A 24742-nucleotide genomic window follows, 5' to 3' on the forward strand; every position below is an offset into this window, starting at 1 on the left:
CTTTTCCTTTTCATGGGCATAGTAACGGTAGTACTGAATAAGGGATGGAAGTTGATATAAGTCATTCTCTCTTTCTTGCTCTAATTCCTTTTTATTCATTTGCTTTTCTTTATTTTCTAAAGGAGGTGTCTCTATGGTTTGGGTGTTATTACTCCTATTGCTTTTATTTACATGGATTCGTATGGACTTTCTCCTTGGCCTGCGTAATCACCGACATACCATTGATACCCTTCGTTTTCCAAAAAGGCAAGGGCGTGTTCAGTTCATGGATGATGGAAAAGAATTTTTTACTTCTTACGTTAAAGATATTGAAGAATCTGTTGATCATATTCATATTCTTTTTTATATTTTCAGAGGTGACAGCATAGGCAGTAAGATTATTGAGTTGTTGACAGAAAAAGCAAAGGCTGGAATTGAGGTAAGAGTAATGGCAGATCGCCTCGGTTCTCACCTTTCAAAAAAAGATGTTAAAAAACTGAAAGCCGCGGGTGTGCAATTTGCCTATACACGAAAAATTACCCCCCCTTACCTGTTCTTTACTTTTAACAGACGAAATCACCGCAAGATCACGATCATAGATGGAAAAACAGGGTATCTCGGCGGGTTTAATGTTGGAGATGAATACTTAGGAAGAAAAAAGAAGTTTGGTTTCTGGCGGGATTTTCAGCTTCGTATTTCAGGAGATGGCGTGCAGGATTTACAAACTCAGTTCTTTGCTGACTGGAAAGAGTCTCAGCAAACAATCCCTGCTTCTAAAGATCGCTATTATCCTGTGCTGCAACAGGGTCCCCACCCTCTGCGGTTCATGCCGACCAACGGTCTTGGGCTTGAAAAGAAGTTCATTCAAGTCATTAATCAAGCTGATTCCTATATTTATATTGGCTCACCTTACTTTATACCAGGAAAGCCGCTGCAAAAAGCCTTGATTACTGCTGCCAGGCGTGGGGTGGAAGTCAGCATTCTCCTGCCAAAAAAGTCAGATCATCCTCTCGTCAAGGAAGCCTCCTATCCCTATTTCAAAGATATGATGGAAGCTGGTATTAATATTTTTCATTACCCGAAAGGATTTTATCACGCCAAAGCTATGGTCATCGATGACCATTTTTGTGACGTAGGTACAGCCAATTTTGATAAGCGAAGCTTCCATCTAAATAATGAAATTAACTGTCTGCTTTTACATCCTGACATCATATCAGTGGTCAAGGAAACACTTAGCAGTGATATGAAGAAATCTGAGCAGTTAACATGGGAGAGCTACCGCAGACGCTCCGTGTTTCACCGGAGTAAGGAAAGGGTTTCTACCTGGATTTCTGAGCTGCTTTAAGTTGTGTTCCTTTTGTGAACGAAATAGGGGCGGCCTCAAAAGTATACCTTTTGAGGCCGCCCCTTGGTGCTCTTACACCAGGGTAAGAGCTCTTTTTTCGACTGTAATATGAAGAGGAGTCTGCTTTACTTGTTCACCGTCACTTTGGACGAGAACGGGAGGATCTGAGCTAATGTAAATATCTTCTCCTTTTAAGAGGGTGACTTCTTTCGCTGAAATATGTTTCCCCTTAAAAGCTTTAGGCAATAAGCGTATAAGCTTTCCTCTTCTTAATCCATGCACGACGCAAATGTCCAGCTTTCCGTCCGTGTGGGAAGAAAGAGGACTGATCTTGATCCCTCCCCCATATGTCGTCGTATTTGCTGCCGCTGCCAGCCAGACGTCTGCAAAGTCCAGCTTTTTTCCATCTACGGTAATTTGCATGTTTGTGGGCTTATATGTTCTTAATGTATCAAGCACACTTATCGCGTAAGATAAGCTTCCCAGTCGGAAGAAATTCAGATATTTTTTATAAAGTGCCTCATTTACGTTCTTAGCAACCTGCCCGTCAAATCCTATACCGGCGACAGTAAGGGAGTATCTTTCTCCAAGGTTTAACAGGTCAACCTGCTGCGGTCTGTTTTCAAAGATACGTTCAAGAGCCTTCTCGTACGCTAAAGGAACACCGAGACACCGGGCGAAATCATTTCCGGAGCCTGCCGGGATAATACCTAGAGAAACATTTTTATATACTAATCCATTTACAACTTCATGAATCGTCCCGTCTCCGCCGATAACAATGATTGTCTCTACATCCTTTTCTAAGAGTTCAGCTACAATTTCTTTGGCGTGCATGGGCCTTTCTGTAAAACGCACCACATACTTAATATTTCTCTTTACTACAGTGCTTTCTACCTGTGACCAAACCTTTTTTCCGTACCCATTTCCTGACTCTCTATTCACAATAAACCCAAACATGCTCCGTTCTCCTTTACGTTCCGTTCACTAATCGCCATCACGTGCATTTTTATTTATTCCACTATTCTTCCATGCCCTCTCTCAAGGGCTGTCTCCGGGTGATGCCATGCAAGCTCTCTTGACTGGTCCATGACAAGCCTTGCAACTTCCCTGTAATCGTCCGTCTCAAGTGTAGAAACCTCAATCGGACTCCCGATGTGAATCGTTACCTTCTTTCGCAGGGAATTCTTTTTTTTATAAATGGAAATCCCCACTGGTACGATTGGCACTCCTGTTTTCACTCCAAAAAAACCTACACCTTTGGCAGGTTCTACCCGTTTGCCGGTTGGAATTCTCGTTCCTTCGGGAAAAATACCGACAACCTGACCTTCTTCCAAAAGCTTTAAAGCTCTTCTTACAGGACGAATAGCATTTCCACTTTGCCTGTTTACAGGAATGGTATGGAGCTTCAGCATAAGAGACCTCGTCAAACGGCTGCTGAACAGTTCTATTTTCGCCAGAAAATGTATATCGCGTTTAACGAGTATTCCTAAAAAGACAGGGTCAAAAAAATTGATATGGTTAGAGGACAGGATCACCGGACCATCTTCCGGTACATTTTCCCTCCCTGTTATTGTTATGCTGAACCGCAGAGGTATAATAACTTTCGCTATAAATTTAAGTACTGTATAAAACAACTTTGTCCCCCCCCACTTGCTAGTTCGATTATATAGTAAATTAGTCTCTGTCTCTACAACAGACGTTTAAAAATGATCAAGGTTAAAAATAATGATGATACGTGTTTCGTTATACCGTAACCTGACCATCTGAAATATTGACAGCTTTCTCTAAGAATTCTGTTGCACAGAATGCTTCTTTCCTCTCTCCAGAGACCCTTGCTTTGCTTGACAAACCATTTTTGATTTGAAGATAATGTTTCTATAACATGGAAAAGAAACAATGATCTGCCTAATCAGTATCATTATACACTCGCCACCATCTATTATACACCCAGCTACTAGACACGGAGGGATCATTAATGAAAACCTTTGCATTTAATGGGCAGCCAACACACCCGACTACAGAGTGGCTTTTGAATGGAATGAAAGACGTCTTTTCCAAAGAAGGGTACTCTTATCTTACAGCACCTGAAGACAACACTAACCTGGTCTTCAATGTGATTGACCGTGAATCTCCTCGTCCTTTTCGGCGAAAAGCGCAGGGGACATTTGTTGTTTCCATTGCAGAAACAAACAGCTCTCCTGAGGATATTCACAAGGAAGCCTATCCTTACCTTGTCAGAAGCTTAGCTAATCACTTAATGTATATTGCTCATGGTGATAAGGAAACAGAAGTCCATTTCTTAACACCTGAACAGGGAAGCTACAGCCTCACTTTTTCTACCGAGGAAAAGGAAAATAATGTGATTGAGAGAGTATTTACAAGATTGGAGCCTCTTGCTTCCTCCCAGCTTGTCATTGATAACGACTTCGTTGAAGACCTGCCCGAGGAATTGTGGCAGGGTGATCATGTCACCCGGTCTTTAAAAGAATCTGGTGCCAAGCTTGACAGCATGGACCTGCTTCCTGCTCCGTTTCCTTTGGAAGAGGTGTTATCTGACAGGGACATTCGCCATCTTAAAAAGCTTTATGGCATCGGCGGACTCAGCTATGGAAACTTAAGCGCCCGTAAAGATAATAACCATTTTTGGATGAGCGCAAGCGGTATTGATAAAGGAAATATGAACGACGTGGGAAAAGACTTTCTTTATATTACCGGTTATGATGATGAGAAAAATACCATGAAGGTAAGCATCCCGCCGCAAATTACACCAAAAAGGGCCTCAGTTGATGCGATTGAGCACTGGATGATTTATAAAGAACACCCTGAGGTTGGAGCGATTGTCCACGTCCATGCCTGGATGGATGGCATTGAAGCCACCGAATTTAACTACCCATGCGGAACAGTGGAGCTTGCAGAGGCAGTGGCTGATATTGTAAGCAAGTCAGAAGATCCCTCTCGCACAGTTGTGGGATTGAAAAACCATGGGTTAACGATCACCGGGACAAGTCTTGAAGATATTTTTGAACGTATTGAAGGGAAGATCATTCCTCAGGTTCCTATGCAATAAGGAATCAAGGAAAATTAACTTACACAGGTGGTGCCATGAAAGCTGTACAGTTTGATTTAAATTTACCAAAGTATGCCTTTAGTAAAGCGGCAGGAAAAATCAACCCTTCCTTTTATGTCAACTCGCCCTTTACCTGTTTGCAGCTCAGGGAAGTGGAGGCTCCTTCCCTGCCAAAGGAAGATTGGGTGGAAGTGAAAGTGAAGTACGGAGGTATATGCGGCAGTGATTTAAATTTGATTTCCTTAAAAGACAGTCCGTCTACCTCTCCATTCATATCCTTTCCATTTACGATCGGCCATGAAATGACAGGCACAGTTTCTAAAGTCGGCAGGGACGTAAAGGATGTAGCAATTGGAGAACGGGTCGTGATTGATCCGATACTCGCATGCGAAGCAAGAGGCATAGAGCCAATGTGTCATGAATGCCAGCAAGGAAACTATAATCTTTGCCACCATATGAAAGATGGTATTATTTCTCCAGGTCTTTTAACTGGTACATGCAAGGATACAGGCGGCAGCTGGGGAGAGTATCTTGTTGCTCACCAGAGTCAGATTATTAAGCTCCCTGATAACGTGGATGATAAAAATGGTGTGTTAGTTGAACCCTTCAGCTGTGCGTTGCATACCGTTTTGCAAAACCCGCCTAAGCCTAATGATTCTGTACTTGTGATTGGCGCCGGTGTCATCGGCATTTGTCTTGTGGCTGCCCTGAAAGCCCTTGATTTTCAATGTCACGTTAAGGTACTTGTAAAATATCCTTTTCAAGAGGAGTTAGCAAGAAAATACGGAGCCGATGAGATTTTTTACTTAAGAGGGGATTATGTTAAAGATATTGCTGATTCTTTCGGTGCCGAGGTTCTCAAGCCTGTCATAGGAGAGCCCATTGTTCATGGAGGAGCCGATATCATTTACGAATGTGTCGGCAGCAAAAAGAGTCTTAACGACGCAATCCGTTTCACCCGAAGAGGAGGGAAAATTGTTCTTCTTGGCCTGGCAAGCTTTGTTGATAACCTGGATATGACGATGATCTGGCTGAATGAGCTGGAGATCAAAGGCTGTTTTTCCTATGGAACCGATGAGGTTCATGGCGAAAGAAAACGGACACTGCAGATTGCCGTGGATGTAATGGAAGCTGGCAAGGTGGATCTTTCCCCTCTTGTTACTCATTACTTCCCCCTTGAGCATTATAAAGAAGCTTTGGCAGCAGCCTCCAATAAGAAAAAAGAGAATACAATGAAGGTGGTATTTGAACCTTCTATTTTCCGGCTCCCTTCTTAGTTCCATAAGAAAGTATTAGTTGCAGTGATTAAAAAGCCTTTATGTCATGTTGTTGTTCATGGGTATTTAGACTTAGAACGTGAGAAAATCTCTAATAAGTCAATTACTTGTTTATTCTCTCTCTTGAAAAGGGAAAAGTGAACTAAACCTTTTTAAGAGAGGATGAATGTCATGCTTCGTACAATCTTAATGATTATTGGTCTTATTGTGGTAATTAGTATTATTTTATCTTTCCTTTAAAAAAGACAGAAAAAGAACTCCTGGCCGCTCAGGAGTTCTTTTTAATTACTTTTTATATCCTGTGCTGTTTCCCGTAGAAAGCCTACTTTAAATTCCCTGGGCCTGTTTTAAAGAGTCCAGTGTCTTTAATGGTTACATCTACGTCGGCTGTTATATCGACAGCGGGAAACATTTCGTCTCTCCACTTTTCTTCGGACCACTCGAAAGTTCCAAGCTTTTTCTTAACATGCTTTCCAACCCCAAGACTGTCTACTCTAAGTTCCTGAAGCTCCTGGGCTATTTCTTCCACCATGTTTTCAATATATACAGCAAGAGTTTGTTCCAGCTCTTTTTGCGCTTCTGGTGAATATATATCCATCTCTCCCTGGTATTCGTGAAGGGATCCTTTTACATCCGCTTTGTAATTTACCTTGATATGTTCGGGATCGCTGACATTCACCTCAATGTTTCTATCACTGGTAATAGCAGTAAGTACAATATTTTCCTGTTCTTCCCCCTCAGAACTGAGGTTCACATTTATTTCCCCAATTCGCGCCCCGTCACGTAAAAAAAAGAAAATATTGCTTTTTTTAGGATTGATTTTGGAAACATATTGATCACCTTTAAAAAGAGCGGTTCCGTCCATAATTATTTCGTTTTCCCCTACCTTGACAAGCGTAGCCACAGGTTCTACACCATCGTTGATCAAGTCTCTTGCAAAACTATATAGGTTAACAGGAGGGATCGTAAATGACCTTGTTTCTTTTTCAATGATCCCGTCAAGATAATAGTCCGTTCGTTCATGTTCAGGGAAATCAGTCACGATTAATTCATGAGCAGTTCCCTGGGTCACGATTACTTTTACTCTTTTACTGATGGTGGGGTCTCTAACCAGAGTGTCGAGTGTCTCCCATACTCCTTCTTCCGCCATATTCAGGCCAAATAGAGCGACTCTCATCTGTCCTCCTACCAGCTCGCGGCTTGTCTGTCTGGAAAGCTGATGACGAGCATCCCTGCTGCTGGCTGCTTCCATCGTTAAGGTTTCACTTTCGGCTCCTTCAAGCTCCCCTGCTTTTGGCAATTTCATAGTTACCCGAAGTTTCTCTTCCTCTTCACCGTCGTTTATATCATAGCCAATTGTATGGATCACCCCCAGCTCTTCCAAAATTCGTTCGTCCTCGCATCCGGAAGCCACCATAAGAAGGAGAAAAATCAGAAAAAAAATACGGTTCCTCATCCTTTTTGAACACTCCTTCCCGGCTTTTTAAAGGACAAGATAATCAATAGTAATATAGGAAGGCCAAACGAAATGACGGTAGCATGCAAGGCCACGAGTGCAAGGTGCTCTTGGATTTGATGAAAAGTGTCAAGCATTCTTACCGGAATGTAAGTACCGATAATGAGAAAAACGACAAGCCAGGTTGGACGCCTGGGCTTGTAGATTCTTTCGAGAGCTTCCTTTGCTGCCCAATAATAAAACCCGACCGTCACCACAACTTTTCCAATAAAAAAGGAAAAGATAAGAGCCTCCGCTCTTTCCACGAAGGGAAGACGTACATATCCAATCAAGTCTAACACTGGAAACATAATCTCACCTATATACTGGGAGCCAAAGAAGCCTAATGAAACAATGGTGGTAGCCATGTAAACAAAAAGAGAAAAGAGATTCCCCAGCACGAGGGCTTGAAACAGCCTGAATTTCTTGTACATCAGGGGAAACAGCAAAAGAATCAGCTCAAAACCTAAAAACGCAGGATATACCTCCAGCACTCCTTCCACATTTGCAATATTTGAATGAAAAAGTAGTGGCTCAGTTCTTCCCCAATCAAATTCCTGCATGGGGAACACTAGCACTACCAATGTCCAAATTGACAAGAAAAATAACATGGATGCTGCTTTTACCATACTGTAAGCCTTTGTATGGACATATAAAACAACTAACATCAATATGGTCACTTTAAATACCCAGGGTGATGTCGTAGGAAAACTGATCATTTGAAAAATAAACACAAACTGAGCATCTACGAGACACCCTAAAAAAGCCCACACAAGAATCAGGTAGACATAGATGGGATAAGCGAGCCACTTAGAAACTGACTCTAGAATCTCAAATACAGACTTTCCTTTCCCACGTTGAAAAACAAGGGCGATCAGCCAGGCATTGGCTATGGCAATCAGAAAGACAGCAAGGAGTCCAATCCAACCATTGGGACCAAGATTTTCTTCCACAAGGCGGGGTAAACTAAAGAGGACAACTCCTGTTTGAAGCATGTACGTTAGGAGGATCACATGAAAAACTTGCAGTTTTTCTCTTAGCATAGCTTATACCTCGTTTGCTGACTTATTTAATATATTTCTCTTTAGCTCCCTTTGGCCGGGCCCAATATGGCCCTCGTATAAAGGTAAAAAGCATATCTCTAAGTACCAAAGGCGTTAAAGGAACCATATATGATGTTCTAACATTACGTAAGCTTGCCAGGTGAATAAGAATAAAGACCAATCCTGCTACGAGGCCGAAATGTCCTAAAAAGCCCGCAAGAATAATTAACCCAAAACGAATAACCCTGATCGCTGTGCTCATCAAATAACTTGGTATCACAAAGGAAGCAATCGCAGAAATCGCCACCGTCACAAGAAGGATGCCGCTCGCAATGCCTGCCTGCACAGCAGCCTGTCCGATGACAATCCCTCCCACGATGCCGATTGTCTGGCCGATTTTAGTAGGAAGACGGGCCCCTGCTTCTCTTAGCAGCTCAATGGTAAACTCCATCATCAGTGCTTCAACGAGGGGAGGAAAAGGAACCTGTGCTCTTGAGGAGGCAATCTGTAAGAGAAGATCTTCCGGGATAAGCTCGTAGTGGTACGTGATTACAGCAACATAAAAGGCAGTAAACGTAAGTGTAATCAAAAACGCCACTAAACGAAGGAGCCTGGTTGCTGAACTTAATATCCAGCGCTGATAAAAGTCATCAGGGGAGGCAAAAAACTCAAAGAAACTAGTAGGTGTCATCAATGCAGACGGACTGCCATCAACCATGGCTACTACTTTTCCATCAACGAGCTTGGAAGAAATCAGATCTGGTCGCTCTGTCGTCAAAAACTGGGGAAACAAGGAGTTTGGGTGATCATCTATATACTGAGCCAGCATCGTACTTTCAAAAAGGGCATCCATTTTCACGCTGGTAATTCTTTTTTTCATTTCCTCTACTGTTTCCTCTTCGGCTCTTCCTTTCATGTAAAGAAGGGCCACATCTGTTTTTGTCACTGTTCCTGCCTGAAAAAATTCGATCTTCAAGTCAAACGATTTAATTCTTCTTCTAATAAGAGAAAGGTTTGTCCCTAAGGTTTCTACAAAGGCGTCGTGAGGACCGGAAACGACTGTCTCCGTTTCACTTGATTGAACAGTGCGGCTTTCAGGCCCGTATACATCTATTAAAAAGGTTTGATTTTTCCAGAACACTGCCGCCTCTCCACTAAGGATGCCATCAACCACTTCAGCCGTCTTTTTCCCAACAGCTGATTGTTCTTCAATAAACAGCTCATTGATGTCTGCTTCTTTCTTTTCCCGGAGAGGGCCAAGAAGATTTCTCTCAAGCTTGTCTTCTTCTACAAGGTGATTGAAATAAAGAACAGTAGTATCAGCATCTGGAGTCTTTCGTTCAATCAAGTCGTCACATCGTTCGAAGTGACGAAGCACTTCTTTTAAAGAAGGAGAGCTGTTCTCTTGTTCTTGAGTAGATTTTGGATGTAATAGTGACCGCTTCACATCTCTTCACCTCCAAACCCTGATCCTTCTTCTCATTATGCTCCACTCTTTCGTATTCATTCGTTATCGAGAAGAAACATATCGCCGAAAGGAAGAATGATTTCCAAAGTACTGGTACTGCCTGTTTGCTGCAAAATAAAAACAGCTTCCTTTCTGGTTGAAAAGAAGCTGCTTGAAGACGAGTCTACAAATAAATTTTCAGGTAATAGAACTCAAATGATGCTGTGCAACAAAGCTTCGGATAATTCCATGAAGCTCTTTCGGTTTTTTCGTTGGAATCTGATGAGCAATGCCCTGGATATGAATCAGTTGAATGTTTCTCACGTACTTGTAAAACAAATACTGATAGTAGTGGATGTAATAATCGTTTGCTCCATAGATAGCAGCGACAGGGCACTTTATCTTGGGAAGCTGCTCGGTACACTGGTAATACAAGCTATTGGCATAGAGGTTTTTTAACAAAACCGGATTGCTTGCTTTGGCTGTTTTCTCAATAAAGCGTTGATGTTTTTTGTTCCCTGTGTGAGAGACAGCAAGCCATTTGGCCAGCATCCCTCTAAGATCCTTTTTCATTCCCCATATTCCGATTTTAATCTGCTTATCAAGAATGTTCGTGCTGACTTCAGGATATCCGCTGATAAGAATCAAGCCGGCTGTTCGTTCCGGGTAAGATATCGCAAACTCCAGAGCTGGGTTTGCTCCGCTTGAATAGCCGCATGGGATGATTTGGCTCACTCCCAGGTGGTCCGCAAGTGCTGCCATGTCCTCGGCCCATTCAGCAATCAAAAGATCATTCCTGCCTCCGTCTCCGCTCTTCCCATGACCCCTGGCATCGAAAGTAATGACCTGAAATTGATCACTCAGCTCCTCCCGCTGGGTATAAAAAGCTGCTGCTCCCATCGCAGGCGGATGAAGAAACATGAGAGGGGGGCCGCTCCCGGTGCTTTCGTAGTATAGATCTGCTCCATTCGAATGAAAATACGGCATCGTCTATTTCACCTCTGCTTTTATGCTCCCCCATTAAAAAGAGGGAGAATCCACTGAAAGATCTTATACCCCAGAAAAATTCCTACGATACCCATAATTCCGGCAAAAGCAGGGGGTGCAGGTATGGGCAGGCGAAGGAGCGCAAATAAAAAACCCACTACCGCTCCTGTAAGTAAGGCATAAATAACCTCTTGCATCTCAATCACATCCTTGTTACTATGATTTACTCTAAAGGATTTACTATCCTGATAAATTTTTATTCTAAGGAGTTAGTTTAAATTTCACGTAAACGTGAAATAACAAAGCTAACGAACTTATTAGCAGGTGATACTATGGCAGAAGAAAAGCCTAAACTATTTGAGACCGGTCAAACCGTCTACTATGATGGCGAAGAAATGAAAGTCATTGCTGAATACGACCGGACAATTGTGGCTGAATTCATTGATTTTCCTCTTGAAGGGAAAGAAGAGGAGTTTCCTTATAACAGGATCGTCCTCTTAAAAAATGAAGTCAGTTAACACCCATGGGAAAGGGAGCCTCAGCCTGAGGCTCCCTTTTGTTATATTCCCTGCTTTTCTTATTAAAAACCTTGCTGCGTTTATTACATTTTTTCAGGCGCAGATACGCCGATAAGCTTCATTCCATTTTGAAGCGTGGTCTGGACAGCTTTGGCCAGAACCAGGCGTGCTTTGGTCTGCTCAGGGTTCTCTGCATCAATCACCCGTTCTGCGTTGTAAAAGCTGTGGAAGGCAGAAGAGAGCTCATGAAGGTAGTTTGTGATCCGGTGGGGAGCATATTTATCGGCTGACCATGCAATCACTTCCGGAAACTCACCTATCTTCTTAAGTAGATCGAATTCTTTTTCTGTGTTAACGGGAGCAAGGTCAGCATCTACATCAAGATTGATTCCTTTTTCCTCAGCCTGGCGGAAAATACTGCATAGTCTCGCATGGGCATACTGAACGTAATACACAGGGTTTTCGTTTGAGCTGGATACAGCGAGATCCATATCAAAATCAAGATGGCTGTCTGCACTTCTCATAGCAAAGAAATACCTGGTCGCATCAATGCCGACTTCCTCCATAAGATCTCGTAACGTAACAGCTTTTCCTGTCCGCTTGCTCATTTTTACCTTTTCACCATTTTGGTAAAGGCTGACCATTTGTATAATTTGCACTTCAAGCTGCTCTTTGTCATAACCCAGTGCCTGCACTGCAGCACGCATTCTTGGTATGTAGCCATGATGGTCTGCACCCCAGATGTTAATGACTTTCTCAAAGCCCCGCTCATACTTATCACGGTGATACGCAATGTCGGGCATTAAGTACGTGTATGTTCCATCGCTTTTTACCAGCACACGGTCCTTGTCGTCTCCGTACTCCGTGGATTTAAACCACACAGCCCCCTCTTCTTCAAAGGTTTCTCCTTTGGATTTCAAAAGCTCCAGTGTGTCCTCTACATTGCCATTTTCGTAAAGAGAGGTTTCGGAATACCACACATCAAATTCAACACCAAAGTCGGCTAAATCTTTCTTCAGCTTGTCTATTTCTCTCTTAAGACCATACGCACGGAAAAAAGAAAGCTGGTCTCCCTCAGAGAGATCCTTTAGCTTCTCGCCGTGCTCTTCGGCAAGCTCCCGGCCAAAGCCTTCAATGTCAGCGCCCCGGTACCCGTCTTCAGGCATATCCACGTCTTCCCCAATCGCCTGCAAATAACGAGCCTGCACAGAAAGAGCCAGGTTTTGAATCTGATTTCCCGCATCATTAATATAATATTCACGTGTCACTTCATAACCCGCTTTATCAAGGATATTACACAGCGTATCTCCTACAGCTGCACCACGGGCATGTCCTAAGTGAAGATTCCCGGTAGGATTAGCAGAGACAAACTCGACCTGTACCTTTTTGTTTTCTCCGCTGTTTGTTTGGCCGTACTCTTCACCGGCTTGAATAACCGTTGGTATTAAATCTCTTAAATAGCCGTTATCTAAAAAGAAGTTAATAAATCCAGGACCGGCAATGTCTACCTTCTCAATAGAGGCCTTTTCTTTATCAAGCTGTGCCGTTAGTTCCTCTGCAATTTGACGGGGAGCTTTTTTGGCAATGCGGGCCAGCTGCATTGCCATGTTTGTTGCAAAGTCCCCATGTTCTTTTTCTTTAGGTGTTTCTAAAATAACTTCAGGGATCTCTTCTTTACTGGCGAGCCCTGCTTTTTCAACGGCTGCTATGATTTCTTCTTTGAGCCGCTCCTTCATTTGCTCTGCTATGTTCATTCTTACGTCTCCTCCTCAATCGAAATCTTCACATCATATCTTCCTGCTGCTGACCCTTGGAGCGTCAGGTCGTATCCAAACGAAATATCTCCCTTGTTTCCATCGTCAGACCATTGGATAGATACTTGATCCGTATTCGCTTCTGTCGCAAGTTTGCCAAAAGGGGTTTCATAGCTTCCAGAGGTCACTTCGCCAAGAAAGAAAGGCTGTCTCATGGAAACAGCTCCTTTACGAATGACCGTGATCTGCTCGTCTCCAACCTTTAACAGCGTATTCACTTCACCGATATCCTCAAGGGTTTCCGTAAAGGTCACATAAATAAAATCATTTTTGCGGTACAGCTCTCCTGCCGCCTCTAAATTTATTTGGTCCTTTTGCCCTTCTTGGCTTATATTTGTTGTCATTTCTACATAAATCGGTGTTTTTGCATTAATAGGCATGTCTTTTCTCACCTTTCTTTTTAAAAGTGTAGCGATTCCCACCTTGTCATGCAAGGGGAGCCTCACTCCTTTTTAAAACTTCCTTTAAGGAGCGCCATTTTCTGCCGGCCTTCTTCATCCTCAGATGTGTGAAATAAAAAAAACATTTGTACACTCTATGTTAGAAAAGGACAACCTATGTATGGCAAGGCATAAATAACTATGTTCGTCTTCTTGATGGGAAGATCCTTTTAGAAAGGTGATGGTAACGACTATGATACCATATGTCTGACTAATACACAGTATCAACCTTTTATCACAGGAGAGCGGCCGTATGCCTGTTAGAAGGGAGGATCGACTATCCTATAATCCTCTGGTTTATCCTTCAGGCTCCATGCAAAAAGCGGGAGCCTTGATGGGCTGTCCCGCTTTTGTTTCCTTTATTCGTTTTCCCCAAACCATACACCTTTTTCCTGCTCTCGGAGGCGGTCATAACCATATACAGCAATTGCTGTGTCCTGTACCCCCGTTCCCGTTAAATCAGTCACCGTTATCTGTTCATCACTTGTTCTTCCTTTTTTGTTCCCAGCGGCCAGTGCCCCAAGCTCAATGATTGAGTCCTCTTCAGAAACCAGCCCTGCCTCTTTCGCGTGGTGATGTTCACCGAACGTAAACACCTGGTTTACCACATCACAGCTTAAGAGGTCTGCTTTTTTCAAAACCTCTGGATGAAGCTCATTTTTCTCTTCTGCATCTGAGCCCATAGCGGTAATATGCAACCCCGGCTTTATCCACTCTGCTTGAATGATGGGTTCTTTAGCTGGGGTGGTTGTAATTAGAATATCGCTCTTGGATACTGCTTCTTCTGGATTTTCTACGGCTACCACAGGGATTTTAAATTCTTCCTCCATGTCTCTTTTATACTTTTCAACATGCTCTGGAGTTCGTCCATAAACAACGATCCGCTTAAAATTACGCACCAGACTGAGCGCTTTTATTTGATAGCGGGCCTGGGTGCCTGTGCCAATCACCCCTACCGTATCAATTTCATCCTTTGCCATATATTTGGCTGCCATGGCTCCTGCTACTGCTGTTCTGACATCTGTTAAATAGCCGTTATCCTGAAGAACAGCTTCCGGCACACCGGTTTCTGTGCTAAAGAGCAGCATCATGCCGCTCAAGCTGGGAAGACCGATTTTGTAATTATCAAAGAAGCCTGAAGATATTTTTAAAGCAAACTTGTCCATTCCTTTAATATAAGCGGTCTTCACATCGACTTCGCCGTTGTTTTCAGGAATGTCCACCCGTAAAATAGGCGGGAGAGTCACCTCTCCCTCTTCGAATCGTTTAAAGCCTTCTTCGATCAGGGACAATGCCTTCTTGTCTACCTTTACAATGTCCCGAATATCTTTCTCTGAAAAAATATACAAGCCCATCACTCCTTTTCACAGCTTTCTACCATACTTCTAGATTGCCGTTGAAAAACCTGGCTGAACAATGAGAGAACGAGGATAATCTACTAAGGTTTCACACCCTTTATCAGTCACAATAAAGGACTCACTTATCTCTACCCCCATATTGTCTAGCCAAATACCTGGAATGAGGTGAAAAGCCATATTGGGCTGAAGAATTGTATGATCGCCCGGTCGTATTGACGCCGTGTGCTCTCCCCAGTCTGGCGGGTAGTTGACACCGATGGAGTAGCCAATACGGGAATCCTTATTAAATCCATGCTTTGAGATCGTATTCCTCCAGACTCCTTCGATCTCCTCACATGTTAACCCTGGACGGATGGAATCGAGGGTGTTTTCAATGCCTTCTGTCACTGCATAAGCCAGCCTTTGCAGCTCGGCATCCGGTTTGCCCAGTACGACCGTTCTTGCAAGGGGCGCATGATAGCGACGGTAGCAGCCTGCAAGTTCAATGATGATAGGCTCTCCCTTTTTCAGCGGTTCGTCTGTCCACGTCAAATGGGGAGCAAAGGTGAGCTCTCCCGCAGGGATCAGAGGAACAATGGCCGGGTAATCGCCCCCTATTCCGTTTGCTCCCCGAATTTGCGCCGAAGAAATAGCTGCTGCAATGTCACAGGTTCTTGTTCCTTCCTGAATGGCACGAATTCCTTCATTCATCGCTTCCTCGGCAATAGCAGCCGCTCTTTTCATAAAAGTAATTTCCCTGTCTGATTTAATCATTCGCACATAGTTAACCAGGTTTGTTGTATCAGCAAATGCCGCATCAGGAAGTGCTTGCTCTAAATGATTCATAGCTTTAGCAGAAAAATAATATGCGTCCAGTTCTACTCCGATTCTTTTCGCATGCTTTCCTTTGCTTTTGAGCCACCGTCCCGCTTCATCCATGGGATGCTTGGTTTTGGCATGCACAAATTCGTCCCCGTAGGAAAGCAAATGACTTTCAGGAAGCCACGTGGTCGCCTTGGCCCCATTTACATCCTGGCCCCTTCCAAACCAGTAAGGCTCCGGTTCATCAATAAAAATCATTACCATTTGTGATACATAAAAAGACCAGCCATCATACCCGGTAATGTAGTTCATATTGGCCGGATCACTAATTAACAGCAGCTCCACCCCTGCTCGTTCCATTTCCTCTTTCACTTTGATCAATCGCTCGTCATATTCTTGTTTTGGAAAGGCTGTCATTGATCGCATTCGGCTGCCTCCTTTGTCGTTCACGTTAAAACCTTAAGAAAAGAGCTGCAGACAACCATCATCCCTGCAAAGTAAGCTCTTTTTACTATCTATTTCAGGAGAAGATTCCCCTTCAGTCTGTTTTACTTTTACTTTCCCCTGCTGCCGGCAGCCTGCTTTCCTTTCTTTTACAAACAGTCATCAATGGTCAGCAGCTTACGGCTTTCTGCTTTTCTTTCCATGCAGCAGCCTGCCCAGCTGGTTTTTATGAGCCGGGAGGAATAGCTTTATACTTTTCAATATATTATGTAAGGAATGGAAAGCATGATTACTTTTTAAAAAAGTTTGGACGAGCTTTTGGGCGGGAAATGAACTGCGGATGTAATGGCTGACTTAAACGGCATCTTCACAGGAAAAGAAACCTTTTTGGTTCAGGGAGAGGATTTTCTTTTTTAAAACAGAAAAACATTAAGTAAGAACCTAAGGGCAGGAGGAATTGGATGAAGGATCTAACTGTAAGGCACGTGTGGGAAGCAAAGGAGCGAATTCAAAGCACGGTTTCTTCTACTCCCCTTCTTTATTCATTGCCTTTATCAAAACGACTGGACGTCCCTGTCTTCTTAAAATTGGAGCAGCTTCACCCGACAGGCTCTTTTAAGCTTAGAGGGGCGACAAATATGATCAACAATCTAAGCGAAGAGGAAAAAGCCACGGGGGTGACAACCTTTTCCACGGGAAATCACGGGTTTGCTGTGGCGTTTGCAGCTTCTTGCTTAGGACTTCGAGCTGTCATCTGTATTTCTGAAAATGTGCCCCCATCGAAAGTGGAAGCATTAAAAGAAAGCGGTGCTGAACTTCATATTGAAGGAAAGGGACAGGACGACGCGGAGGCTGCCTGCTACCGTCTTCGGGATGAGGAAGGGTTAACGGTCATCCCACCTTTTGACCATCCGGACATCATTGCCGGGCAAGGGACCATTGGCCTTGAGATACTCGAGGAACTGCCACAGGTCACGACCGTTATGGGCGGACTGTCCGGCGGCGGACTTCTGTCTGGTGTTGGAATGGTGATGAAGGAAACCGCTCCTGATACCCAAGTGATCGGGCTTTGTGTAGAAAAGGGAGCTGCAATGGATGAAAGCCTCCTTGCCGGAAAGCCTGTTGTTATTCCGGAACACCCTACTTATGCTGACAGCCTGCTTGGAGGCATCGGACAGAACAATAAATACACGTACAGATGTGTGGAGCAGTATGTCGATCAAAGGTTCCGGCTGCCTGAGGATATTATCGCAAAAGGGATGGCTTATCTTTATGAAAAACACCGGCTGGTAGTAGAAGGCGCAGCGGCCGTCGGAGTGGGGGCTTTGCTTGCCGGAACCGTCCAGCCGACCGGGCCGACAGTTATTTTAGTCACGGGAAACAACGTTGGAGTCAAGGACCATTATAAAGCCGTCCACCCCTATATCACGGTGCCTGGCACCTAGCGGGGTTGTAACACTATTGTAATAAAAGAAGCCATTGCTTCCGAGCAATGGCTTCTTTCACATTCCTATTTCTTTTATTTTTATCGTGTAATCGTCTGGCAATGCTGATTTCATGTCGGCACAAGCCCTTTCTGCTTCCTCTTTCGTTGTAAAAATCGCATCCTGTTCTAAATGACTTGGAGAAACGCTGAATTCCTCTCCTTGATCATTGTAAGCCACAACCTTATATTGAAGCTGATCTTTCATTGCTATCCTCCTTTTTTCAGTCAGAATACAACCATTATGTAAGAGAGGATCCTGACCATCTCTTAAGGTTTTTTATTTCCTATTATTCCCTATTCCCTTTTTATTTAATTTTAATCTTTTAACTTTTAAGACAAAATTAATAGTACATGCCTTTAATTTAAAAAAAGAAGCTCCCTTTTTAAAGAAAGCCTCTCTACACTTGAAAGATTGTTTTGTTTCTCCCTGCGCCAAGCCCTGCGACCACCATGACGATTACAATCCCAACAAAAATAAACAATGGAACAAAAGGAGAACCTGTCATATCAAGGAAAAATCCTATCAACACCGGCCCGGTAGCGGCAAAAGCATAGCCAAGAGACTGGGCCATTCCCGAAAGCTCAGCTGATTCTTTCGGATTTGCTGCCCGCAGCCCAAGCAATGTCAGAGCCAGGCTGATTGAAGATCCCTGTCCAAGACCAATCAGCATCACACTTATGGTAATAAGCGCCACACTGCCGCCTGTTAGTAAGCCACTGAGACCTGCCATATAAAGAGCCCCGATAAGCCATATCAGTCCTTTTTGATTTTCAAGGCGCCCTGCGAGCACAGGGATAAAAAAGGCCATCGGGATACCAGCAAGCTGCATGATAGAGACAAGCCACCCTGCTGTTGCCAGGGGCAGCCCGGCTCCGCTTAAAATTTCAGGCAGCCAGGCAATCATGCAGTAAAAAAGAAAGGATTGAAAGCCCATAAAAAGAGTGACCTGCCAGGCAATAGCCGAGCGCCAAATATTACTTCCAGGAACGGCTTGAGCTTTTCTTTTTACATCAGCCTGGTTTCCTGATGACTGATGAAGCTGGGGATACCATAGGATAAGTGCAGCCAGGGCAAGAATTCCCCAGAACATCAGAGAATGCTGCCAGCCTAATTGAAATCCGTCCGCTAACGTGATGGTAAACCCGGAGCCAAGCGCTGCGAAAATAGACATTGACGCAGTGTACACACCGGTCATCAGACCGATTTTAGCAGGGTACCTGTTTTTTATAATGCTTGGGAGCAATACGTTTGCCAGAGCAATGCCCACACCGACAAGAGCTGTTCCAATAAATAAAGCAGACAATACTCCCGTGGACCTGATAAGAATACCGGCAAGTAAAGCCAGCATGCCTGCAAATATCATGGCTTCACTTCCAAAGCGATATCCCAGCTTAGGAGCAATAAAAGAAAACACCGCAAAAGAAAGAAGCGGCAGAGTCGTAATGAAACCAGCTTGTCCATTTGTAATATGAAGATCAGCCCTGATTGCGCTTACTACCGGGCCTACAGCAGTAATAGCCGGGCGCAGATTAAAAGATACAAAAAGAATACCAAGGATCAGGATCACTTTGTTTGCAGTCATCCCTTTTTCAAATACTAAAGAATGATTATTCATACGTAATACTCCTGTACTAACACTTTTTCTTCTGACAAAACTATGAAAGCCTTGCTTCTATTACTCTATCACGTTATGAAAAATAGTGCTTACTCATAAATCTTTCCGCTTGTCTGAAGAAGTTTCTTACATGGACGGTGTATACCGGTTCATGATTTTTATTTGCCTATGGCGTCCCCTTTTTATGATGGCATGAAAAAGGAGACTTCTTTCAACTAAGAAAGAGAGCCCCCTTTGATTGTTATTTTTGCGGCCAGCCCAAAATCATTTCTCTTATAAATTTAGCGGCAGCAATTTGTGTTTTTTCACTTGCGTCATAAGCCGGTGCTACTTCTACTAGGTCTGCCCCTACCACGTTCGCCTCTGACCGTGCAATAAAATGAATGGCCTCCAGGAGCTCTTTAGATGTAATGCCTCCCGCTTCTGCAGTCCCTGTTCCAGGTGCGTAGGCCGGATCAAGTACATCAATATCAATTGTGACATACACGGGCCTTCCTTCCAGGTTAGGCAGCTCCTGTTTTAAAGGATCAGCTACGTTAAACCGGTGGAAGTGCATTCCTGATGTACTGGCGTATTCAAACTCCTCCCTTTCTCCAGAACGAATACCGAAGGAGTATACATTTTCCGGTCCCAGCCACTCGCAAGCCTTTCGGATTGGTGTAGAATGAGAAAGCTCTTCGCCTTCATAATCTGTTCGCAAATCAGTGTGGGCATCAATGTGGATCACGGCAAGATTTTCATACTTACGGGACATTGCCTTAATAATCGGCCATGTGACAAGATGCTCTCCTCCCAGACCAATTGGAAACTTTCCATCCTTCAAAAACATGTCTATCGTCTGCTCAATCATATCAAGACTTTTTTGTGGATTTCCAAAGGGAAGCAGAAGGTCGCCTGCGTCGTGATAGGCAACATCTTCTAAATGCCTGTCTAAATATGGACTGTATTCCTCAAGACCAATGGAAGCTTCGCGAATCTTCCCTGGCCCAAAACGGGATCCCGGCCGAAAGCTGACCGTCCAGTCCATCGGCATACCGTACAATACGATATCACTTTCTTCATAAGAAGGAGAACTGGCGATAAATACTTTTCCAGAGTAGGCTTGATCAAAATTCCTGATGATAACTTCCCCCTTTGTATTGTGGTGCCTGGCACCCCATTGTGTTATTTCAGGTGAAATCCTTGCAGGACAACGATTCCCCCTGAAGCTTTATGACAAACTTGTTACAACCAGGCTGGGTGCCAGGCACCCTACTTGATGAGGTCGGTGACGAATTTAGGCAAGGCAAAGGCTGCTGTATGAAGCTCTTTTGTATAGTACTTGGTTTCAATGTGGTGGAATCGCTCCTCGGGCACATTCAACGGATCATGTTTTTTAGACCCGATGGTAAATGTCCACAAGCCACTTGGATAGGTAGGGATATTACATGTATACAAGCTTGTAACCTGGAAGATTTCTTTAACATCAGAGTAGACATTTTTCACAAGTTCACTTTGGAACCATGGGTTATCTGTTTGCGCCACAAAGATTCCATCTTCTTTAAGCGCTTTGTAAATACCTTCGTAAAACCCTTTTTCAAACAGTTTCACAGCCGGTCCCACCGGTTCTGTTGAGTCGACCATGATCACATCGTACTCATTTTCGCTTTCTGCAATGTGCATAAACCCATCTCCAACTTTTACCTCTACGCGCTCATCATCCAGTGCCCCAGCAATCGTTGGCAGGTACTTTTTCGAGTACTCGATGACTTTGCCGTCAATCTCCACTAACGTGGCTTTTTCGACAGATGGGTGCTTCAGTACCTCTCTGATCGCTCCTCCATCTCCACCGCCAACCACAAGAACACTTTTAGGTTCTGGGTGAGTAAACAAAGGTACATGGGTGACCATTTCATGGTAAACAAACTCATCTCTTTCCGTGGTCATCACCATTCCGTCAAGAAGCAGCATATTCCCAAACTCTTCCGTCTCTACAACATCGAGCTGTTGATAGTCTGTTTTTTCTGTATGGAGCGTTCGTTTCACTTTCGCTGTAATACCAAATTTATCTGTTTGTTTCTCCGTAAACCAAAATTCCACTGCAGATCACCTCAAACTTAAAATAGGTTCTTTCCCGCTTTCCTTCCAGGTCTTCACCCGTTCTTAGCCTTATACTGACGCAAAGGATCCCACTCAGACCCCGGCCCGGAAATTAGCATCCAGGGTAAGTGAGTTCCCTCACTAGCCGCCTGTAGTTCCTGTCTGGAATAAAGCCTTATTAAAAGCAATGGTTGAACCCTCTTTTTGTTATACCCGCAGGAAGGCAGAGAATGCAAGGTTATTTTTCACTCCTTGTTTAAAATTCTTTCAAAAAACCAAAACTAGAAATAGATTCTATCAAACAGAGAGTCTGTTATCTAATTCTTCCTGTAAGGAAAAGAGGTGTAATGGCATGGATGTCGTAACAAGAAAAAGAAGGCAGCGTCTTCAGAAGAAACGGCCGGGATTTATTCGTATGGGATTTCGTCTCACATTATTGGCAGGCATTTTTGCCATGGGAGGAGCACTGTTGGTTGTGCTTTACTCCTTAGGAGCAGGAGCTCCTCCTCTGCAGGTAGACCAGACGACAGTATTTTACGGGGAAGACGGTTCCATCATCGGAGAGAGCCAGGGGGGACAGCAGCGATACTGGGTGAACGTTGAAGAAATTTCGCCTGACCTTATTGATGCTACTCTTGCTATTGAAGATCGCAGATTTTACAGCCACAAAGGGTTTGATTTTACAAGAATCGGAGCCGCTGTGGCAGCTAACATAAAATCTGGCTCAAAGGCACAAGGAGCCAGTACGATTACACAGCAGTATGCAAGAAACCTCTTTCTTTCTCATGATAAAACGTGGTCAAGAAAGATTGAGGAAGCTCTTTACGCCCTCCGTCTGGAAATGCACTACGACAAGGAAGACATTTTGGAAGGGTATGTAAATACGATCTATTACGGCCACGGAGCCTACGGAATAGAAGCGGCCTCAAGACTCTATTTTAATAAATCGGCTGTAAACCTAACGTTAGGAGAGGCCGCCATGCTTGCTGCCATCCCAAAAGGCCCTACCTATTACTCACCGTTTCTGGAACCTGAACGAGCGGAATCCCGGCAGAGAACCGTGCTTGCCGCCATGGAAGAAACAGGAATGATCACAGGAACTCAGAGAGAGGAAGCGGAACAAGAAGCACTCCCTCTTGTAGACAGTGCAACAGTAACAGATGGCCGTACTGGCCCGTTTTTTCAGGATTATGTAAGGCAGCTTCTTGTTGATGAATATGAGCTCGACCCTCAGCTTGTGGAAGAAGGAGGACTTCAAATCTATACCACTCTGGATCCTGTGCTTCAGGAAAAAGCTGAGAACCAGCTGGCGATTGAACTGCCTGCTGATACGGAAATTCAAGGGTCACTTGTATCCATAGATCCCCGCTCAGGAGCTGTCAAAGCGATGGTTGGAGGGAAAAACTATGAACAATCCGCCTTTAACCGGGCGACGCAGGCTATGCGCCCTCCAGGGTCTACCTTTAAACCCTTTTTGTACTATGCGGCTCTTGAGAACGGGTTTACCCCAACCACTTCTTTTGTGAGCGAAGAGAGTACGTTTCCGTTTAACGACGGGGAAGATGAATACTCGCCAGGAAACTTTGGAAATCGTTATGCCGATGATTTTATTACGATGGCTGAAGCTTTAGCTGTCTCTGATAACATATTTGCTGTGAAATCCCATTTATTTCTTGGTCCCGAAGCATTGATGGAAACGGCCAAAAAAGCAGGGATTGATAGTCCTCTTTCTCCCATTCCATCTCTTGCGCTGGGGACAGAAAACGTAAACCTCCTTGAACTGACTGGCAGTTACAGTCCTTTTGCAAACGGCGGTTACCGGATTGATCCTTATTTAATTGAAAAAGTGACAGATGGAGAAGGGAACGTGATTCTGGAAACGGAAACGGAGAAAGTGGAAGTGTTTGATCCTTCTTTAGCTTACATTATGACCGATTTAATGACTGGCATGTTTGATCCAGACATGGATACCTATACAACAGTAACGGGGAGATCCGTCGCGCACATGATTAACAGACCCATTGCAGGAAAAAGCGGATCTACACCAGCAGACAGCTGGATGGTGGGCTTTTCACCCCAGCTTCTTACAGGGGTCTGGGTCGGGTATGATGATAACCGCTCCCTTCACCACGGAGATGAAGGACAGTTTGCAAAGCGAATCTGGGCGCGGACAATGAATGAAGGGCTAGCCGAAGAGCTGAAACTCTCTTTCTCAAGGCCGCCTGATGTCATCGAGGCAGACATTGACCTTGAGACCGGCCTTTTAGGAGCTGAAGCATGCGGCCCCTCGCGAAAAGTTGCTTTCCTTGAAGGAACAGAACCAATTAAGTCCTGTACCGAAGAGCTCGAGGAAGATGATAATGACAAGCCGGAAGGGCAGCTTGAGGATGAACTGCCTGAACAAAAAGAAAAATTCTTCGACCGCTTTATCAACTGGTTTGGTGAATAAATTTAGGTGCCTGGCACCCTGGGTAAAGCTGTAATATTTGTAATAAAACTAAAACGTGCAAGGATTCGGAAACCCTTACACGTTTTAGTGTCCTAGCTATATTGCGTGTGTGTGTAATGCTAGTTTACTTATATTTTTCCAAAAGAACAACCAGGTAGTCCATCTGTTCAAAAATCGTTCATAGTTTGCATAATTGGGGGATGGACAAAACCAGGCCTATATGTTTGGTAAAGAACTGGTTATATAAATACTACCTATTAAAAAAAACCTGTGACTTTTCTCATGAGTGGTCACAGGTTTTTCACGTTGTTTCTGCCGAAATCAGGTTGTACTCAGAGCCTGGTGGAGGTCTTCATCACTATTTTTCCACATCTCTTCACTATGACTTTGCAGAAACTCGGCTAATATTTGCTTTGACTTATCGTCCATCTTATCGACAACAAGTTTTCTTTTTAACGACCTGTCCATGTTATTTACATGTTCCGGAAGGCTCTTGTAACCTCGGCGAATCTCTTTATCAACTGTCATTTCACACGCTGCTACCCCGGCGTAATACGGCTTGCCATCACGGTGGTCTACGGTCACCCACACAAGCCAGTACAGACGGCCATTTGGCACTTCTTCTTTATTCTTTAAAAACTTAATGCGTTTTTCAATCTCAGAACGAGCATGAAGAGCTCCCATATCCACAAATGCATCTCCACCCTCAGGATCGACAATGATCGGTGAAATATTATTTAAGTTTAACGTCCCGGCTCCGTACCCGCCATGACCATCCGTGGAATCACTGCTTAAAATATTAAATCCGCCGCCTCTTCGGCCGCCCATCTTCTTTATTTCTTCGTTCTTCTTTTTATCGAAAAGGTCCATATATATAACTCCTTTCAACAGCCTTTTTCTTCTTGAGTTAATGTTTAGTTTATCATAATAGTTCTGCTTTCTACCACTCGAAGGAAAATGATTGTAAATGACTTCCACTCCTTCTGGCGCTTTTCCTCCACTGAGAGGAGGCTTTTTCCCTCTTCTTCTATTAGAAAACCGCCCGCTGTATCAGCAGGCGGTAATAGTAAGTATCAGCCCGGGTGTCTTCCCTGTCA

Annotated in this window: 22 protein-coding genes; 6 read left to right on the plus strand and 16 right to left on the minus strand. The window is 44.0% G+C overall.

Going from position 1 to position 24742, the window contains the following annotated elements; genetic code table 11:
- Positions 1-133 precede the first annotated feature (133 nt).
- Positions 134-1324, plus strand: coding sequence for a cardiolipin synthase (cls, locus tag ACFPU1_RS01975; protein ID WP_385937947.1), 1191 nt, complete (start codon positions 134-136; stop codon positions 1322-1324).
- A gap of 72 nt (positions 1325-1396) precedes the next feature.
- On the opposite strand, the gene ACFPU1_RS01980 is transcribed toward cls, so the two are convergent.
- A complete protein-coding gene (locus tag ACFPU1_RS01980) occupies positions 1397-2281 on the minus strand; it encodes a diacylglycerol/lipid kinase family protein (RefSeq protein ID WP_385937949.1) in 885 nt (294 codons plus the stop codon).
- A 53-nt stretch (positions 2282-2334) separates the two neighbouring features.
- Positions 2335-2958, minus strand: a complete 624-nt coding sequence (locus ACFPU1_RS01985; RefSeq protein WP_385937952.1) for a lysophospholipid acyltransferase family protein — start codon at positions 2956-2958, stop codon at positions 2335-2337.
- A gap of 341 nt (positions 2959-3299) precedes the next feature.
- On the opposite strand from ACFPU1_RS01985, the gene ACFPU1_RS01990 reads away from it, so the two are divergent.
- Entirely contained in the window at positions 3300-4391 is a 1092-nt protein-coding gene (locus tag ACFPU1_RS01990) for a class II aldolase/adducin family protein (RefSeq protein WP_385937955.1), read from the plus strand.
- Between the two features lie 35 nt (positions 4392-4426).
- Positions 4427-5668, plus strand: coding sequence for a zinc-dependent alcohol dehydrogenase (locus ACFPU1_RS01995; RefSeq protein ID WP_385937958.1), 1242 nt, complete (start codon positions 4427-4429; stop codon positions 5666-5668).
- 322 nt (positions 5669-5990) lie between these two features.
- Here the strand turns inward: ACFPU1_RS01995 and ACFPU1_RS02000 are convergent, their stop codons facing one another.
- The 5 genes from ACFPU1_RS02000 to ACFPU1_RS02020 all read right to left on the minus strand — a co-directional run bounded on the left by ACFPU1_RS02000 (position 5991) and on the right by ACFPU1_RS02020 (position 10837).
- A complete protein-coding gene (locus ACFPU1_RS02000) occupies positions 5991-7124 on the minus strand; it encodes a Ger(x)C family spore germination protein (protein WP_385937961.1) in 1134 nt (377 codons plus the stop codon).
- Positions 7121-8206: a GerAB/ArcD/ProY family transporter gene (locus ACFPU1_RS02005; RefSeq protein WP_385937964.1), complete on the minus strand. Its 1086-nt coding sequence runs from the start codon at positions 8204-8206 to the stop codon at positions 7121-7123. Before ACFPU1_RS02005 ends, ACFPU1_RS02000 begins: the two co-directional genes overlap by 4 nt.
- 22 nt (positions 8207-8228) lie before the next feature.
- Positions 8229-9653 carry a spore germination protein gene (locus ACFPU1_RS02010; RefSeq protein ID WP_385937967.1) on the minus strand — a complete coding sequence of 475 codons (1425 nt, stop codon included), beginning with the start codon at positions 9651-9653 and terminating at the stop codon, positions 8229-8231.
- A 198-nt stretch (positions 9654-9851) separates the two neighbouring features.
- Positions 9852-10640, minus strand: a complete 789-nt coding sequence (locus tag ACFPU1_RS02015; protein WP_385937970.1) for an alpha/beta fold hydrolase — start codon at positions 10638-10640, stop codon at positions 9852-9854.
- A 20-nt stretch (positions 10641-10660) separates the two neighbouring features.
- Positions 10661-10837, minus strand: a complete 177-nt coding sequence (locus ACFPU1_RS02020) for a XapX domain-containing protein (protein ID WP_385937973.1) — start codon at positions 10835-10837, stop codon at positions 10661-10663.
- A gap of 135 nt (positions 10838-10972) precedes the next feature.
- Here ACFPU1_RS02020 and ACFPU1_RS02025 point away from each other — a divergent pair, with 135 nt between their 5' ends.
- Entirely contained in the window at positions 10973-11158 is a 186-nt protein-coding gene (locus ACFPU1_RS02025; RefSeq protein WP_385937976.1) for a hypothetical protein, read from the plus strand.
- Between the two features lie 83 nt (positions 11159-11241).
- On the opposite strand, the gene argS is transcribed toward ACFPU1_RS02025, so the two are convergent.
- From argS to ACFPU1_RS02045, 4 genes are all read right to left on the minus strand, one after another.
- Positions 11242-12912: an arginine--tRNA ligase gene (argS, locus tag ACFPU1_RS02030; protein ID WP_385937979.1), complete on the minus strand. Its 1671-nt coding sequence runs from the start codon at positions 12910-12912 to the stop codon at positions 11242-11244.
- A 2-nt stretch (positions 12913-12914) separates the two neighbouring features.
- Positions 12915-13352 carry a YwiB family protein gene (locus tag ACFPU1_RS02035; RefSeq protein WP_385937982.1) on the minus strand — a complete coding sequence of 146 codons (438 nt, stop codon included), beginning with the start codon at positions 13350-13352 and terminating at the stop codon, positions 12915-12917.
- A 419-nt stretch (positions 13353-13771) separates the two neighbouring features.
- Positions 13772-14767: a cyclodeaminase gene (locus ACFPU1_RS02040; RefSeq protein ID WP_385937985.1), complete on the minus strand. Its 996-nt coding sequence runs from the start codon at positions 14765-14767 to the stop codon at positions 13772-13774.
- 30 nt (positions 14768-14797) lie between these two features.
- On the minus strand, positions 14798-15988 hold the full coding sequence (locus ACFPU1_RS02045) for a M24 family metallopeptidase (RefSeq protein ID WP_100400944.1): 1191 nt from the start codon (positions 15986-15988) through the stop codon (positions 14798-14800).
- A 488-nt stretch (positions 15989-16476) separates the two neighbouring features.
- Between ACFPU1_RS02045 and eutB the strand changes: the two genes are divergently transcribed.
- Complete coding sequence (eutB, locus tag ACFPU1_RS02050) at positions 16477-17460, plus strand: hydroxyectoine utilization dehydratase EutB (protein WP_385937988.1); 984 nt, start codon at positions 16477-16479, stop codon at positions 17458-17460.
- A 57-nt stretch (positions 17461-17517) separates the two neighbouring features.
- On the opposite strand, the gene ACFPU1_RS02055 is transcribed toward eutB, so the two are convergent.
- The 4 genes from ACFPU1_RS02055 to speE all read right to left on the minus strand — a co-directional run bounded on the left by ACFPU1_RS02055 (position 17518) and on the right by speE (position 21196).
- Positions 17518-17706 carry a hypothetical protein gene (locus ACFPU1_RS02055; protein WP_385937991.1) on the minus strand — a complete coding sequence of 63 codons (189 nt, stop codon included), beginning with the start codon at positions 17704-17706 and terminating at the stop codon, positions 17518-17520.
- Between the two features lie 193 nt (positions 17707-17899).
- Positions 17900-19117 (minus strand): CynX/NimT family MFS transporter, encoded by a 1218-nt coding sequence (locus tag ACFPU1_RS02060; protein WP_385937994.1) that lies wholly within the window; start codon positions 19115-19117, stop codon positions 17900-17902.
- A 241-nt stretch (positions 19118-19358) separates the two neighbouring features.
- Positions 19359-20237 (minus strand): agmatinase, encoded by an 879-nt coding sequence (gene speB / locus ACFPU1_RS02065; RefSeq protein ID WP_385938239.1) that lies wholly within the window; start codon positions 20235-20237, stop codon positions 19359-19361.
- Between the two features lie 131 nt (positions 20238-20368).
- Positions 20369-21196: a polyamine aminopropyltransferase gene (gene speE, locus ACFPU1_RS02070; RefSeq protein ID WP_385937997.1), complete on the minus strand. Its 828-nt coding sequence runs from the start codon at positions 21194-21196 to the stop codon at positions 20369-20371.
- A gap of 352 nt (positions 21197-21548) precedes the next feature.
- Here speE and ACFPU1_RS02075 point away from each other — a divergent pair, with 352 nt between their 5' ends.
- The gene (locus tag ACFPU1_RS02075) at positions 21549-23645 is read left to right on the plus strand and encodes a transglycosylase domain-containing protein (RefSeq protein ID WP_385938000.1); all 2097 of its coding nucleotides are present in this window, start codon (positions 21549-21551) and stop codon (positions 23643-23645) included.
- 321 nt (positions 23646-23966) lie between these two features.
- On the opposite strand, the gene ACFPU1_RS02080 is transcribed toward ACFPU1_RS02075, so the two are convergent.
- Positions 23967-24515 carry a YwhD family protein gene (locus ACFPU1_RS02080; RefSeq protein ID WP_385938003.1) on the minus strand — a complete coding sequence of 183 codons (549 nt, stop codon included), beginning with the start codon at positions 24513-24515 and terminating at the stop codon, positions 23967-23969.
- Positions 24516-24742 lie beyond the last annotated feature (227 nt).

The sequence above is a fragment of the Thalassorhabdus alkalitolerans genome (assembly GCF_042656525.1).
Taxonomy (GTDB): domain Bacteria; phylum Bacillota; class Bacilli; order Bacillales; family Marinococcaceae; genus Thalassorhabdus; species Thalassorhabdus alkalitolerans.